At 68.9% G+C, this 14890-nt stretch carries 8 protein-coding genes and 1 pseudogene; 2 read left to right on the top strand and 7 right to left on the bottom strand.

Annotated elements, in window-relative coordinates; genetic code table 11:
* The first annotated feature begins 70 nt into the window (after positions 1-70).
* Entirely contained in the window at positions 71-1120 is a 1050-nt protein-coding gene (locus tag CFB41_RS19925; RefSeq protein WP_089457630.1) for an AraC family transcriptional regulator, read from the top strand.
* A gap of 93 nt (positions 1121-1213) precedes the next feature.
* Here the strand turns inward: CFB41_RS19925 and CFB41_RS38230 are convergent, their stop codons facing one another.
* The 4 genes and pseudogenes from CFB41_RS38230 to CFB41_RS19910 all read right to left on the bottom strand — a co-directional run bounded on the left by CFB41_RS38230 (position 1214) and on the right by CFB41_RS19910 (position 5760).
* A complete protein-coding gene (locus CFB41_RS38230) occupies positions 1214-1381 on the bottom strand; it encodes a hypothetical protein (RefSeq protein ID WP_179243703.1) in 168 nt (55 codons plus the stop codon).
* Positions 1382-1437: 56 nt separating this feature from the next.
* Positions 1438-3342 carry a DUF3857 domain-containing transglutaminase family protein gene (locus CFB41_RS19920; RefSeq protein WP_373558627.1) on the bottom strand — a complete coding sequence of 635 codons (1905 nt, stop codon included), beginning with the start codon at positions 3340-3342 and terminating at the stop codon, positions 1438-1440.
* A 150-nt stretch (positions 3343-3492) separates the two neighbouring features.
* A pseudogene (locus tag CFB41_RS19915) lies at positions 3493-3783 on the bottom strand (DUF1840 family protein); the annotation flags it as partial.
* Positions 3784-3789: 6 nt separating this feature from the next.
* Positions 3790-5760 carry an APC family permease gene (locus tag CFB41_RS19910; RefSeq protein ID WP_089457628.1) on the bottom strand — a complete coding sequence of 657 codons (1971 nt, stop codon included), beginning with the start codon at positions 5758-5760 and terminating at the stop codon, positions 3790-3792.
* 489 nt (positions 5761-6249) lie between these two features.
* Here CFB41_RS19910 and CFB41_RS19905 point away from each other — a divergent pair, with 489 nt between their 5' ends.
* Complete coding sequence (locus tag CFB41_RS19905) at positions 6250-7113, top strand: crotonase/enoyl-CoA hydratase family protein (RefSeq protein ID WP_089443238.1); 864 nt, start codon at positions 6250-6252, stop codon at positions 7111-7113.
* Positions 7114-7161: 48 nt separating this feature from the next.
* Here the strand turns inward: CFB41_RS19905 and pdeR are convergent, their stop codons facing one another.
* The 3 genes from pdeR to CFB41_RS19890 all read right to left on the bottom strand — a co-directional run bounded on the left by pdeR (position 7162) and on the right by CFB41_RS19890 (position 14800).
* Positions 7162-9165, bottom strand: a complete 2004-nt coding sequence (gene pdeR / locus CFB41_RS19900; protein ID WP_089443239.1) for a cyclic di-GMP phosphodiesterase — start codon at positions 9163-9165, stop codon at positions 7162-7164.
* A gap of 563 nt (positions 9166-9728) precedes the next feature.
* A complete protein-coding gene (locus CFB41_RS19895; protein ID WP_089457627.1) occupies positions 9729-13379 on the bottom strand; it encodes a hydantoinase B/oxoprolinase family protein in 3651 nt (1216 codons plus the stop codon).
* Between the two features lie 122 nt (positions 13380-13501).
* On the bottom strand, positions 13502-14800 hold the full coding sequence (locus CFB41_RS19890; RefSeq protein WP_089457626.1) for an MFS transporter: 1299 nt from the start codon (positions 14798-14800) through the stop codon (positions 13502-13504).
* Positions 14801-14890: the final 90 nt, after the last annotated feature.

Genomic DNA, 14890 nt, shown 5'->3' with positions numbered 1-14890 from the left:
GCGTGGTTCCGTGTCGGTTAGGGAAAGTACTGATGAGGGCGTATCGTAAGGAACCACGTCAGGACGGTCTATGACATACAATCCGTTCTTGTTGATCGATCGTCCGTATCTCGCTATGTCCGAGTCCCTTCTGCCCCCTATTCCCGATGTGCACGACCTCGTCAGCGAGCTGCTGCTGGGGATGCGCCTGAGCGGCGTCCAGTACCGCCGCATCCAGGTCGCGCGGCCGTTCGGGCTGAACTTCGGGCACGTGACGGGCCGCGCGCAGTTCCATTTCGTCGGGCGCGGGCCCGTGCTGCTGCGCGACGCGTCGGGCGCCACGATGCGGCTCGAAGCCGGCGACGCGATCCTGCTGCCGCACGGCGGCATGCACGCGCTGGTGTCGGACCCGGATGCACCGTGCCGCGAGATCAACGGCTTCGAGGTCGCGAAGATCTGCGACACGGTCGCATCGGTGGCATCGGCCGGCGTGTCGCCCGCCGGCTGCGCGACGACCGAGCCGGGCGCCGGCGATGCGCTGATCTTCAGCGCGTGCATGGAGCTCGATCTCGGCGGCATGCAGCCGCTGGTCGGCACGATGCCGGAGTTCATGCACGTCGGCACGCTGCTCGCGCGCTACCCGGAAATCCGCCCGATGCTCGATGCGATGGAGCGCGAAGCGTGCTCGGCACGCGCGGGTTTCGCGGGCATCCTCGCGCGGCTCGCGGATGTGGTCGCGGCGTTCATCGTGCGCGGCTGGGTCGAATGCGGATGCGGTGATGCGACGGGCTGGGTGCAGGCGCTGCGCGAACCGAAGCTCGGCCGCGCGATCGTCGCGCTGCATCGCGATCCGGGCCGCAACTGGAGCGTGGCGGAACTCGCGACCGAAGCGGGCGTGTCGCGTTCGGTGTTCGCGGAACGCTTTCTCGCGGCCACCGGGATGACGCCGGTGCGCTACCTGACCGAGCTGCGGATGCGGCTCGCCGCGCAATGGATCACGCGCGACCACGAGACGATCGAGGCCGTCGCGTACCGGCTCGGCTACGGCTCGCTCGCCGCGTTCAGCCGCGCGTTCAAGCGCGTGGTGGGCAAGCCGCCGGGCGCGGTGCGCGCGGACGGCGAGGTGCGGGTCGAGGCGTAATGCGTGACGTGGCGCGCTTCACGCTTCACGCTTGATGCCGGCCGCGCCGCCGGGCGTCGCTCCCATGGCCTTCACACGTGATGGCAGCGTCGTTCAGTCGCTGCGCGCTTCCAGCCTGTCGACCAACGCCGTCGCGCACTGCACGGCAAGCGCCGCGCACTGCTCCACGTCCACGACCGCGCCGCTCGCCACGGTGCCTTGCACGATCCGGCCCAGCAATTCCTTCGAGAGATCGGCGATCTCGTGATCCCGTTCCGTCATGATGTCCCTCCTGCGCGTCGACCGATCGCATCGATGCGGTCACCTTCCCTGCCCGTTCAACGCCCCTTCGCCCGCACGACGATCTGTGCCTGCGTGTCGCGTTCGATGCGTTCGAGCGACGCGCGCAGCGCCGTGAATTCGTCCGCCGTACACACCTGACGGCCGAAATCCGCGGTCATCCGCCGCGTGACCTGCACGACGCGCGCGGCCGCGTCGAATACGTAATGCGACGTGAAGTCGACGAAGCGGTCGTGGACGGCCGTATCGGCCGGCAGGTCGGTCACCGCGACGTCGGCCGGCAGCGCGATCTGGCCGGTCTCGTCGAACGTGCCGCCGATGCAGCCCCACGGCTGCGTGCGCACGGGCTCGGCGAGCCAGTTCTCGACCTGCGTCGCGATGCCGCCCGTCAGGCTCGACAGCGCGGGCAACGCGGTCGTGCCGTCAGGCCACACGAAATGATCGAGCGTGCCCGACATCGTCACGTCGAATGGCCCGTCGGTCACGCGCCGGTCGCTGGTCGACAGCTGCGCGCGGCCGCGCAGGCCGCTTTGCCGCAGCCGGTTGTTCGCGAGCTGGGCGACGGAGTCGGGCGTCGCGCGGCGAAACAGGTTGCGTTCGAGTTCGGCCGTCCAGCCGTCGTCCTCGACGAACGCATGAAAACGCGCGGCGCCCGGCCCCACCGCATCGATCTCCACCCGCGCGACGCGGCCGCGCGGTTGCGTGGCCGGCGTACGCGACAGCACGCCCGTATCGACCAGCAGCGCGGGACGGTCCATCACGATCGGCGGCAGATAGCCGAATGCGATGCCGGCCGTCGTCGTGTCCGCGTAGCGCGCAAGATCGGGCAGCCACGTGATCGCGTGATTGATCGCCCCGCCGCCGTAGCCGGGCACCGACGGCAGCGTGTAGACGGACCCGAGATTGAGCAGCACCGGCTCGCTGCGGATGCCGACCGCCGCGAGCAGCGCGCCGAACAGCGCGACATGATCCTTGCAGTCGCCGTAGCGGTTGCGCAGGATGTCCGTCACGCGATGCGGCGCGGCGGCCGTTTCGCCGAGAAACAGACCGACGTAGCGGATGTTCGCCTGTACCCAGTCGTACAGGATGCGCGCCTGGTCGTGCGGATCGGCGACACCCGCGGTGAGCGTGCGCGCCAGCTGCGCGACGGCCGGATCGTCCGCGCCCGGATCGACGGCCGCGTTGCGGTAGCGCGCGGCGAACGCCGCGTAGTCGGGCAACGTCGACACGACGAGCCGGTCGCCGTAGGTCGCGTAGCCGACCGCGCCGCTTTCGATGCGGTCGTACGGGCCGTGCCGGTAGTCGAATTCGTAGCGCGTGCGGCCGTTCGCGGTGACCGGCGGCAGCGCGACGTAGCCGCGCGCATCCGCATACAGCGGCATGTCGGCCGGCACGTCGAAGATCAGCCGCTGGTTGTCGACCGGCTCGCGCGACGGCTCCACGGTATAGCCGAAGTAGCCGCGGTTGACCGGCTTCGTGCGGGTCTTGCGGAACGCCACCCGCGTGCTCGATCCGGCTTCGACGCCGGGAAACACGACGGTGCGCAACAGCCCGTCCTGGAACGTCGGCGCGCCGGCCGAGCGCGGCTCCTGCACGTCGCGGATGCCGTCCGCGCCGACCGGATGCGCGACGCCGTCGCGGTCGATCGTCTCGGCCGCGAGCAGGTCCACCTTCTCGAGATTCTTGTCGAACCACACGTAGCGCTGCGCGATGGCATCGATGCCGTTCGCGTCGTTCGCGCGCAGCGTCGAATCGTCGTGCTCGTCGAGCGAGCCGTCGTGCTGGATCACGAATTCGTGGACATCGCTGACGATCGTGACGGGCGCGCCGCCGACCGTGTCGATCGTGTTGCCGTGGTCGCGCACATCGGCCATGGCCGCGCCAACGCCGAGCGCGATCGCGCAGGCGAGCAGCCGGCCGGTCCATCCGGAAGGAAAATGCATCACGTCGAAGCGCTCCGGGCGTTCATTGCCGGGCGCCAGGGCGGTGCGCCGGCGCGGATGGTTCGATCCGCATGACGCACACATGACAGCTCACACGCCGCATGCCCGTCGTGCGAACCAGTGTGGGTGACGTGCCGGCGACCGTCAAGCCGCGCGGCGGCGAGCCTGCGCGCGATGCGGCGACGGGTCGTCGCGCAGCGCCTGCGTCGAATGCTCGTGTGCGCGTTCGCGCGCCGCATCGTCCCTGACGGCCTCTTCGAGCCGCGCGATCGCACCCGGCAGCGCATCGGTGGAAATCACGCCGCGAACGTCCGGCCCCTTGCCGCCCAGCCCCGACAGATACTGCGCCAGATCGAGCAGCATCGCGATCTCGGGTGCGGCGGAGGCCCCTGAATGGCACGTAACGGTAAGGTGTGCGTCGCCCGCAGTCTCGGGCGACATGCCCCCCTACCCGACGTTCATCGGCAGCAACACCATCTGCTTGCCCTCGACGTGCAGGCGCGCCTGCAGCTCGACGGGCGTCTGGTTGTGCAGCCAGGCCGTGAGGAAATTCACGCGCCGGAAGATCAGCTTGCTCGCGAAGCACACGGCGTTCGGGTATTCGTCGAGCGTCGACGAAGCCAGGTTCAGGAACTCGACGACGGGGTTCGTGCCGAACGCGATCCGGTAGTCGGCGGCAATCCCGTGGCGGCGGCAGTGCGCGACATAGTAGTCGAGCGCTTCGGTGATCGTGTGCCGCAGCCGTTCGAGGTGTTCGTGACCGTCGTACGCCTTCGCGTCGACTTCGCCGACCGCGAGGAAGATCACGTTGCGGAAATGCCCGGGAAACAGCCGGTTGACCCACAGCAGCGCGTGCATGCTCGCGCCGCGATGCTTGCCGACCAGCAGCACGGCCGTCGGTTGCGACGGGTCGGGCTTGCCCGGCGCGGTGGCCTCGTCGACTTCGGGCGGCTTGCCCGAGAACAGCGCGTCTTCCTTCGCGAGCTGCGCGCGCGTATAGGCGTAGTGGCGGTTGATCATGAAGCACAGCGCGATCACCGCGCTCGTCACGAGCACCGTGAGCCAGCCGCCCGCCGTGAACTTCTCGATCAGCGTGATGACGAGCACGGTCGCCGTCACGCTCAGCCCGAGCGCCGACAGGAAGAAGTGCTTGAACCAGCCCTGCTGGCTGCGATGGCGCCACCAGTACGTGCACAGCCCGAGCAGCGACAGGCTGAACGTGAGGAACACGTTGATGCTGTACAGCACGACGAGCACGTCGACGTTGCCGTGCGTCCACAAGAGGATCAGCAGGCTCGACAGCCCGACGACGATGATGCCGTTCTGCCGCACGAGGCGCCCCGACAGGTCGCGGAAATGGCGCGGCACCCACGAATCCGATGCCATGTTCGACAGCACGGCCGGCCCGTCGAGGAAGCCGGTCTGCGCGCCGACCAGCAGCAGCCCGGCCTCGAACGCGAGCACGGCCGCGAGCAACGCGTGGCGCGCGAAGGCCGAGCCGAGCCCCAGATGGTCGATCACGCTGCCGAACACGACCGCGTTGAGCGTCTGGCCGTCGACGGGCCGTGCGTGCCACAGCATGTACAGCAGGATGATGCCGCCGGCCGTGAACGCGAGCGACGTCGACATGTACCACATCGTCACCTTGCCGTTCGGCACGCGCGGATCGGCGAGCATGTTCACGTTGTTCGACACCGCCTCGAGGCCCGTATAAGTCCCGCCGCCGAGCGAGAACGCGCGCATCAGCAGCGCGAGCAGCACGAACAGGCCGAGCGATTGCGACATGCCGTGCGCTTCGTGCACGGCGTCGGGCACCACCATCGCGAGGCTGCTGCCGTGCACGGCGACGCCGTACACGATCAGCCCGAAGTGCAGGATCACGAAGCCGATGAAGATCGGCAGCAGCACCATGATCGATTCGCGCATCCCGCGGAAGTTGAGCCCCGTCATCATCAGGATCAGCACGATCTCGGTCGTGAGCTTGAACGCCTGCGCGCTCACCGGCAGCAGGCTGAAGAATGCGTCGACGCCGCTCGCGAGCGACGTCGCGACGGTCAGCACGTAGTCGACCAGCAGCGCCGCGCCGGATACCAGCCCCGGTTTCGAGCCGAGCAGCGACGTCGCGACGCGGTAGCCGCCGCCGCCGGTCGGGAACAGCTCGATCACCTGGTTGTAGCCGAGCGCGATGATGAACACGGTCGCCGCCGTCGCGAGCGCGAGGAACAGCGCGAGCGCATGGTGCTGGCCGAGCGCGAGAAACGCCTCCTCCGGGCCGTAGCACGACGACGACAGCCCGTCGGCGCCGAGCCCGACCCAGGCCAGCAGCGGCGTGACGGCGATCGCATGCCGCGTACGCGGATCGAGCGGGTCGAGCGGCTTTCCGACGAGCAACTGCCACACTTTCTGGAACGTGGTCATGGTCCCCTCCCGGCACGCCTGGCGCGACGCGCGGCGTGATCCTTTAAAGCTAATCGACGCACGGGCGCGGCGCCAGTCCGCATCTTCCATAGGGGCCGCACGGCGGCCCGGCAGCGCTTTCAGCATGTAAGCGGACAACGCCGGCGGCCACGCGCCGGATCGGCTGTTTACACGCATTCGCGCAACGCGGCGAACCTGCACGGCTCCCTTTCCGGCCGCGTTCGCATGCCTGCCGGCCCCGTCCGGCGCACCAGCCGACGCGCCGCCCAGGTTCGCCCGAAAGCGGCCGGCGGTGCGCGCCGCCCCCTTCCCCGCCCATGCCGATGCGACCGCCCCCCGCGTCCCGGTCGTGCGTGGTTCCTCGCAATTCGACTTTTGTGCGCGCGCAACAATGGCGATGCCTCGCGCCCGGCGCCCTGCGGGAAACCCGTCTCCCGCTCGGCACCGGGCGCGACGGTTTTCAAAAACCACATCTCACGAGGACATACCATGCAACTCCAATCCCATCCCGCGTGCCGCCCGTTTTATGAAGCCGGCGAACTCACGCAACTGACTGCCTTTTATGAGGAGGGACGCAATGTCATGTGGATGATGCTGCGATCGGAGCCGCGGCCGTGCTTCAACCAGCAACTCGTTACCGACATCATCCATCTCGCACGCGTCGCACGCGATTCGGGCCTGCCGTTCGACTTCTGGGTGACGGGCTCGCTCGTCCCCGAGCTGTTCAACGTCGGCGGCGACCTGAGCTTTTTCGTCGACGCGATCCGCAGCGGCAAGCGCGACCTGCTGATGGCCTACGCGCGCTCGTGCATCGACGGCGTGTACGAGATCTACACGGGCTTCGGCACCGGGGCGATCTCGATCGCGATGGTCGAGGGCAGCGCGCTCGGCGGTGGCTTCGAGGCCGCGCTCGCGCATCACTACGTGCTCGCGCAGAAGGGCGTGAAGCTCGGGTTTCCCGAGATCGCGTTCAACCTGTTCCCGGGCATGGGCGGCTATTCGCTGGTCGCGCGCAAAGCCGACCGGGGCATTGCGGAGCAACTGATCTCGACCGGTGAAGCGCACGCGTCCGAGTGGTACGAGGATCGCGGGCTGGTCGACCAGACGTTCGACGCGGGCGACGCGTATCTCGCGACGCGCACCTTCATCGACGTGACGAAGCCGAAGCTGAACGGGGTGCGCGCGATGCTGCGCGCGCGCGAGCGGGTGTTCCAGCTGACGCGCTCCGAGCTGATGGACATCACGGAAGCCTGGGTGCATGCGGCGTTTACGATCGAGCCGAAGGATCTCGCGTACATGGAACGCCTCGTGATGCTGCAGAACCGGCGCGTGTCGAAGCTGCGCACGGTGTAATGCGACGGGCGCCGCTGGCGAGCGGCGGCGCCCGTTCGTGAACGAGGCTCAGGCGATCAGCCTGAGCTTCCTCGTCTCCGCGAGCCACGCCTCGAACGCCTGGGCCGGCATCGGGCGGGCGTAGTAGTAGCCCTGCGCATGATCGACGTCGAGCTGCTTGAGGAATTCGGCTTCCGCATGCGTTTCGACGCCTTCGGCGACCACCGCGAAATTCAGCGCCTTCGCGAGCGACACGACCGAGCGCACCAGCGCCTGCGAGCGCGGATTGCGGTCGATGCCCGTGATGAAGGTGCGGTCGAGCTTGATCGCGTCGAGCGGCAGGCGCGACAACTGCGACAGCGACGAATAGCCGGTGCCGAAATCGTCGAGATGGATCTGCGCGCCGAGCTGGCGGAACTGTCGCATCAGCCCGTTGGCCGCATCCTCGTCCTCGATGAAGCAGCTCTCGGTCAGCTCGATGTCGAGCAGGCCGGGCTTGAGCCCCGCGGCGTCGAGGATCGACGCGAGCTGGTGCACGATGTTCATGTCCTGCAACTGCCGGGCGGACACGTTCACCGCGATCCGGATGCCGAGCCCCTTCGCCTTCCACGCAGCGGCCTGCGCGGCCGCGGTACGCATCACCCAGCGCCCGAGCGGCGCGATCAGGCCCGACTCCTCCGCGAAGCGGATGAACTCGACCGGCGCGACGAGCCCGCGATCGGGCGACTGCCAGCGGATCAGCGCCTCGACGCCGTGCACGTCGCCGGTCGCGATATCGACGACCGGCTGGTAGTGCAGCACGAACTGCTCCTCTTCGAGCGCCTTGCGCAGGTTCGTGTCGAGCCACATGTACTTCGCGACCTTCTGGTTCATCTCCAGCGAGAACACGCGATACGTATGCTTGCCCTCTTCCTTCGCGACGTACATCGCGGTATCGGCGCTGCGGATCAGCGTCTCGAGCGAATCGCCGTGCTGCGGATGCATCGCGATACCGATCGAGCAGCTCGTGTAGACCTCCATCAGTCCGAGATGAATCGGCGTGCGCAGCCGCTCGAGAATGATCTGCGCGGTCGCTTCGAGCAGCGGCCGCGTACCGTGCTCGAACAGCACGAGGAATTCGTCGCCGCCGAGCCGCGCGAGCGTCGCGCCGGACGGCAGGCAGCCGCTGATGATCGCCGACACGTCCTGCAGCAGCCGGTCGCCGGTGATGTGCCCGTAGTGATCGTTGACGCGCTTGAAGTTGTCGAGATCGAGGAACAGGATGCCGACCTGCCCGCGCGTCGCGGCGGTCTCGGCGGCGATCGCCGCGTGGATGCGCTCGTTGATCGCATGGCGGTTCGGCAGGCCGGTCAGCACGTCGGTGTTCGCGAGCTCGATGAGCCGCTGCTGCGCGCTACGCTCCTCGGTGATGTCGATGCCCGAGCAGATCAGGAACTGCTCGTCGACGCCGCTGCCGCTCTGCACGAACTTGTTGCGGAACTGGAACAGGCGCGGCCCGTTGACCGTGTTGATGTAGCGCTCGACCGCGAACGAATGGTTGCTCGCGAAAAATCCCGTGATGTTGCTGCGCGACTGCGCGCCCTGCTCGGGGGTCATGAACAGCTCGAACGCGCTGCGGCCGATCACGTCGACCTCGCGCTTGCCCGTCACTTCCTCGCACAGGCGGTTGAAGCGCTGCACCATCCCGTTGCGGTCGAGGATCACCACGAGCGAATTCACTTCGGACACGACCTGCTCGGCGAATGCGAGCCCGTGCGCGAGATCGCCCGCGACGGACTCGGCATCGGAATAGGCGGACGCCGTGCCGGCCCAGTTAGTCGTGTCGACCTTGCGGCCGACGAGATGGAGCTTGACCGGCTCGCCGAACAGCGTGATGTCGAGCACCAGGTGCGACGTGACCCCGGTCAGCGCGCGGATGCACGCGGCCTGTTCGACCGTCAGCGCGACGGCCACGTTGGTCAGGCCGCGGACGGCCGCCAGTTCGAGTGCATTGCTGTCGCTGCCGAGACGCCAGCAGGGGCTGCGCGTACCGACGTGCGCCTCGAGCACCGCGCTATCGTTTTCGTCATCCATGGAGACGCCCCGATCCAGAAAAAACGCACAGTGTAGACGGAGGCGAGCCGGCCGGCCGCCCTGCCGGGCCGCGCGTGATGCGCGCCCGGCAGGGCGGCCGTAAGTGCCGTGATGATGGGCCTCGTCCCGTACTTGTTTCCCGCTAATGCGACCCGGCGTTCGCGCGTCATGCGCGCAGGTGCTGCCTAACGAATGATGAGAGCCATCTTATCAAATGACGATCAGGATTGGCACTCACATTTAGAGCAGAGTGTCAAGGAATTGGGACTCGATTGGCAAGCCGGATTTTTCATGATGGGAAACCGGCTCAATGAGCGTGGCGGCGCCGCGAAGCGGGCCCGGCGGCTGGGCTGAGTGCCCCGCCGGGCGGGCGTTTGCGGCGGATTCCACCATTCGGGGAGTGCGCGATGACGCGACCGCAACGAAAGGGTCGGATCGCCCTCCGGCGACCCGACTTTCCGTCGAATTTGATTCCTTGGGTGCGTTAATGCGCGGATTTATTCCACAGTCCGTTGCAATGTCGATCGAGCACCGGCGCAGCGCGCCGGCACCGGCTGCCCGGCTCAGCCCGCCGCGCCGTAGCCGCCGCCGCCCGGGGTTTCGACGACGAATACATCGCCCGGCGCCATCTGCGCGCGGGCGATATGGTCGAGCGCCTCGACCGTGCCGTCCGCGCGCTCGATCGTGTTGCGGCCGAGCGCGCCGGCCTCGCCGCCCGCCGCGCCGAACGGCGCGTGGATCCGGTTGTTCGACAGGATCGACGCGGTCATCGGCGCCAGGAAGCGGATCCGCCGCACCGCGCCGTCGCCGCCGCGCCAGCGCCCGGCGCCACCCGACCCGGCGCGGATCCGGTGCGAGTCGAGCCGCACCGGGTAGCGCCATTCGAGCACCTCGGGATCGGTGAGCCGCGAGTTCGTCATGTGCGTCTGCACCGCGCCGACGCCCGCGAACCCGTCACCGGCGCCGCTGCCGCCCGCAATCGTCTCGTAGTACTGGTACTGATCGTTGCCGAATGTGAAGTTGTTCATCGTTCCCTGGCTCGACGCGACGCAGCCGAGCGCGCCGTACAGCGCGTTGGTGATCGCCGACGACGTCTCGACGTTGCCCGACACGACCGCCGCCGGATACTCGGGGTTCAGCATCGAGCGCGCGGGCACGATCACCGTGAGCGGTTTCAGGCAGCCGGCGTTCAGCGGGATGTCGTCGCCGACCAGCGTACGGAACACGTACAGCACGGCGGCCATGCACACGGCCTTCGGCGCGTTGAAGTTGTTGTCGAGCTGCGCGGACGTGCCCGTGAAGTCGATTTCCGCGCGCCGCGCCGCCCGGTCGACGCGGATCGCGACGCGAATCTCCGCACCGTTGTCGAGCGGGTAGCGGTACGCGCCGTCCTGCAGCGCGCCGATCACGCGCCGCACGGCTTCTTCCGCGTTGTCCTGCACGTGCCCCATGAACGCGAGCACGACATCGCGGCCGAACTGCGCGACCATCCGGCGCAACTCGTCGACACCCTTCTGGTTCGCGGCGACCTGCGCGCGCAGGTCGGCCATGTTCTGCTCGACGTTGCGCGCCGGGTAGCGGCCCGATGCGAGCAGCGCACGGGTGTCCGCGTCGCGCAGCGTGCCGGCCGACACGAGCTGCCAGTTGTCGATCAGCACGCCCTCCTCGTCGATGTGGGTCGAATCGGGCGGCATCGAGCCCGGCGTCGTGCCGCCGATGTCCGCGTGGTGGCCGCGCGAGCCGACGTAGAACAGCGGCGTGTCCGAACCGTCCGCGAACACCGGCGTGATGACCGTCACGTCCGGCAGGTGCGTGCCGCCGTGATACGGGTCGTTCAGCATGAACACGTCGCCGTCGCGCATGCGGCCGCGGTTGCGCTCGATCACCGTGCGGATGCTCTCGCCCATCGAGCCGAGGTGCACGGGCATGTGAGGTGCGTTCGCGATCAGGTTGCCGTCGCCGTCGAAGATCGCGCACGAGAAGTCGAGGCGTTCCTTGATGTTCACCGAGTACGCGGTGTTCTGCAGCCGCAGCCCCATCTGCTCGGCGATCGACATGAACAGGTTGTTGAAGATCTCGAGCCGCACCGGGTCGGCGTCGGTGCCGAGCGAGCGGCGCGTCGGCAGCGGCGTCGTGCGCGTCAGCACGAGGTTGCCCTGCGCGGTCATCTGCGCACGCCAGCCAGGCTCGACGACGGTCGTGCCGTTCTGCTCCGCGACGATCGCAGGGCCGTCGATCGCGTCGCCGGCCCGCAGCGTGTCGCGCACGTAGAGCGCCGCGTCGTGCCATTGGCCGCCGGAATGAAAGCGCACTGCGGAATGGGCGCGCAGCACGGCATCGTCGCCGTCGCCCGCGTGGCGCGGCGCGAGCGGTGCGATCTCCACCGGCGCGTCGGAGCGGCCGATCGCCTCGACCGACGCGAGCTCGGCGACGAGCGGCGTGCCGGGCATCAGGAACGCGTAGCGCTGCCGGTACGCGGCCTCGAACGCGTGCTGCATCTCGGCGACGCTGCCGGCCGGCACGTCGAGCGCCGAATCGGTGCCCTGGTAGCGCAGGTGCACGCGCCGCTCGGTCGCGATCCGCTCCGGCGGCACGCCCTGTTCGAGCAGCGCGCCGACGGCCTCGTCGGCCAGCCGGTCGAGCGCGGCATTCAGCGCCGGCAGCGAATCGTCGGACAACACGGCCTCGACCGCGCGCTCGCGCATCGCGGTCTGGTCGGCGAGGCCCATCCCGTATGCGGACAGCACGCCCGCCAGCGGATGCGCGAACACCTGCGTCATGCCGAGCGCATCGGCCACGCCGCACGCGTGCTGGCCGCCCGCGCCGCCGAACGTCGTCAGCACGTAGCGCGACACGTCGTGGCCGCGCTGCACGGAAATCTTCTTGATCGCGTTCGCCATGCTGCCGATCGCGATTTCCAGGAAGCCTTCGGCGAGCGCCTCGGGCGTCTCACGTCGCCCGGTCGCCGCGTGAATCTCGTCGGCGAGCGCCGCGAACTTCGCGACCACGCCGTCGCGGTCGAGCGGTTCGTCCGCGTGCGGGCCGAATACGCGCGGGAAATGATCGGGCTGGATCTTGCCGAGCATCACGTTGCAGTCGGTCACCGTCAGCGGGCCGCCGCGCCGGTACGCGGCCGGCCCCGGGTTCGCGCCGGCCGACTCGGGCCCGACGCGCAGCCGTGCGCCGTCGAAGCCGAGCACCGAGCCGCCGCCCGCGGCCACCGTGTGGATGCTCATCATCGGCGCGCGCATCCGCACGCCGGCCACCTGCGTCTCGAACACGCGCTCGAACTCGCCGTGGTAGTGCGACACGTCGGTCGACGTGCCGCCCATGTCGAAGCCGATCACGCGCTCGAAGCCGGCCACCTGCGCGGCGCGCACCATCCCGACGATCCCGCCGGCCGGGCCCGACAGGATCGCGTCCTTGCCCTGGAACGCATCGGCGCGCGTCAGCCCGCCGCTGCTCTGCATGAACTGCAGGTTCACGCCCGGCATCTCGCGCGCGACCTGCTCGACGTAGCGGCGCAGGATCGGCGACAGGTAGGCATCGACGACGGTCGTATCGCCGCGCGACACCATCTTCATCAGCGGCGACACCTCGTGCGACACCGACACCTGCGTGAAGCCGATACGACGCGCGAGTTCGGCCAGCATGCGTTCGTGCGCGGTGTAGCGATAGCCATGGATCAGCACGATCGCGAGCGCACGCACGCCCGAGTCGAACACGCGGCGCAGCGACGCTTCGGCACCCTGAACGTCGAGCGGCACGACCACCTCGCCGTGCGCGCCGATGCGCTCGTCGATCTCGACGACGGTCTCGTACAGCGCATCGGGGAGCACGATGTCGAGGTCGAACAGGCGCGGCCGGTTCTGGTACGCGATGCGCAGCACGTCGCGAAAGCCGCGCGTCGTCGCGAGCGCGGTGCGTTCGCCCTTGCGTTCGAGCAGCGCGTTGGTCGCGACCGTCGTGCCCATCTTCACCATGTCGACGCGCTCGGGCGTGATCGGCTCGCCGGCCGCGAGGCCGAGCAGGTGGCGAATGCCGGCCACGGCCGCGTCGCGGTACTGCTCGGGGTTCTCCGACAGCAGCTTGTGGGTGACGAGCGTGCCGTCGGGCCGGCGCGCGACGATGTCGGTGAAGGTGCCGCCGCGGTCGATCCAGAATTGCCAGCGTGCGGCGTCGGACGGAACGGAGGAAAGGTGTCGGTCAGTCATGATGTCGGGTCGATGCGTCGTTGAGTCGAGGGACGAGCGCCGCCGCACGGCGCGCGTCGCGCACCGTGTCACGGGGTCGGTCAAAGGGGAAGAAAAAACGAAGGGCGGGCCGCCCTTGCCGCTTACGCGGCGTCGAGTTCGCGGCCGCGGGTCTCGGGCAGCGTCAGCGCGGCGACGATCACCACGCCGTACGCGGCGACCGCGAACAGGCCGATGCTCGTGCCGAGCCCGTATTGCTTGGACAGCGCGCCGATCAGGAACGGGAACAGCGCACCGATCGCGCGGCCCACGTTGTAGCAGAAGCCCTGGCCGGAGCCGCGCACGCGGGTCGGGAACAGTTCGGTGAGGAACGCGCCCATCCCCGAGAAGATGCCCGATGCGAAGAAGCCGAGCGGGAAGCCGAGCCACAGCATCGACGCGTTGGTCAGGTTCAGCGACGTGTACGCGAACGCGATCACCATCGAGCCGACCGCGAACAGGATGAAGTTCGGCTTGCGGCCCAGCCGGTCGGTCAGGTACGCGCTCGTCAGGTAGCCGACCCACGAGCCGAAGATGATCATCGCGAGATAGCCGCCGGTGCCCATCACCGTGAGGTGCCGCTCGGTCTTCAGGAAGGTCGGCAGCCACGTCGTGATCGCGTAGTAGCCGCCCTGCGCGCCCGTCGTCAGCAGCGCCGCGCGCAGCGTCGTCGTGATCAGCTTCGGCGCGAAGATCTCGGTGAGGCGCGGCGCATCGGCCACTTTCGCCTGCGCGGCCTTCTCCTTCTCGTAAACGTCCGGCTCCTTCACGTAGCGGCGGATCGCGACGACCAGCAGCGCGGGCGCGAGGCCGACGAGGAACAGCGCGCGCCACGCCTGCTCGGCCGGCAGCACCGAGAACAGCAGCGCATACAGCAGCGCGCACAGCCCCCAGCCGATCGCCCAGCCCGACTGCACGAGGCCGACCGCCTTGCCGCGGTCGCGCGCGCGGATCACTTCGCCGATCAGCACCGCACCGGCCGTCCATTCGCCGCCGAAGCCGAAGCCCATCAGCGCGCGCGCCGCGAGCAACTGGTGGTAGTTCTGCGCGAGCCCGCACAGCGCGGTGAACACGGCGAACCACAGCACGGTGAGCTGCAGCGTGCGCACGCGGCCGATCCGGTCGGACAGGATGCCGGCGATCCAGCCGCCGGCCGCCGATGCGAGCAGCGTGATCGTGCCGATGAAGCCCGCGTCGGCGAGCGAGATGCCCCAGGTCGCGACGAGCGTCGGGATCACGAACGACAGCATCTGCGTGTCCATCCCGTCGAGCATGTAGCCGACCTTGCAGCTCCAGAACGCGCGGCGCTCGCGCGGCTGCGCGTCCCCGTACCACGAGAACAGGCCGCTGCGCTCGGGGCTCGCGGGCTCCGCGGCGTGCGCCGCGAGGGTCTTGCTTTCCATGGTGGTGCTCCTGTCGTTATGCGCCGTCGAATGGCGATCGTGCGTGCGGGGGTGTGTCGTGCGGGTGCGTCGTGCGGGTCATCGCCCCGG

The sequence above is a fragment of the Burkholderia sp. AU33803 genome (genome assembly GCF_002223095.1).
GTDB lineage: Bacteria > Pseudomonadota > Gammaproteobacteria > Burkholderiales > Burkholderiaceae > Burkholderia.
The sequence above is the reverse complement of the archived record's forward strand: the minus strand, read 5'-3'. Positions and strand labels throughout refer to the sequence as shown.

Coding starts and splice junctions, on each gene's coding strand:
- CFB41_RS19925 (WP_089457630.1), top strand. CDS start 71: ATGACATACAATCCGTTCTTGTTGATCGATCGTCCGTATCTCGCTATG.
- CFB41_RS38230 (WP_179243703.1), bottom strand. CDS start 1,381: ATGACGGAACGGGATCACGAGATCGCCGATCTCTCGAAGGAATTGCTG.
- CFB41_RS19920 (WP_373558627.1), bottom strand. CDS start 3,342: ATGCATTTTCCTTCCGGATGGACCGGCCGGCTGCTCGCCTGCGCGATC.
- CFB41_RS19910 (WP_089457628.1), bottom strand. CDS start 5,760: ATGACCACGTTCCAGAAAGTGTGGCAGTTGCTCGTCGGAAAGCCGCTC.
- CFB41_RS19905 (WP_089443238.1), top strand. CDS start 6,250: ATGCAACTCCAATCCCATCCCGCGTGCCGCCCGTTTTATGAAGCCGGC.
- pdeR (WP_089443239.1), bottom strand. CDS start 9,165: ATGGATGACGAAAACGATAGCGCGGTGCTCGAGGCGCACGTCGGTACG.
- CFB41_RS19895 (WP_089457627.1), bottom strand. CDS start 13,379: ATGACTGACCGACACCTTTCCTCCGTTCCGTCCGACGCCGCACGCTGG.
- CFB41_RS19890 (WP_089457626.1), bottom strand. CDS start 14,800: ATGGAAAGCAAGACCCTCGCGGCGCACGCCGCGGAGCCCGCGAGCCCC.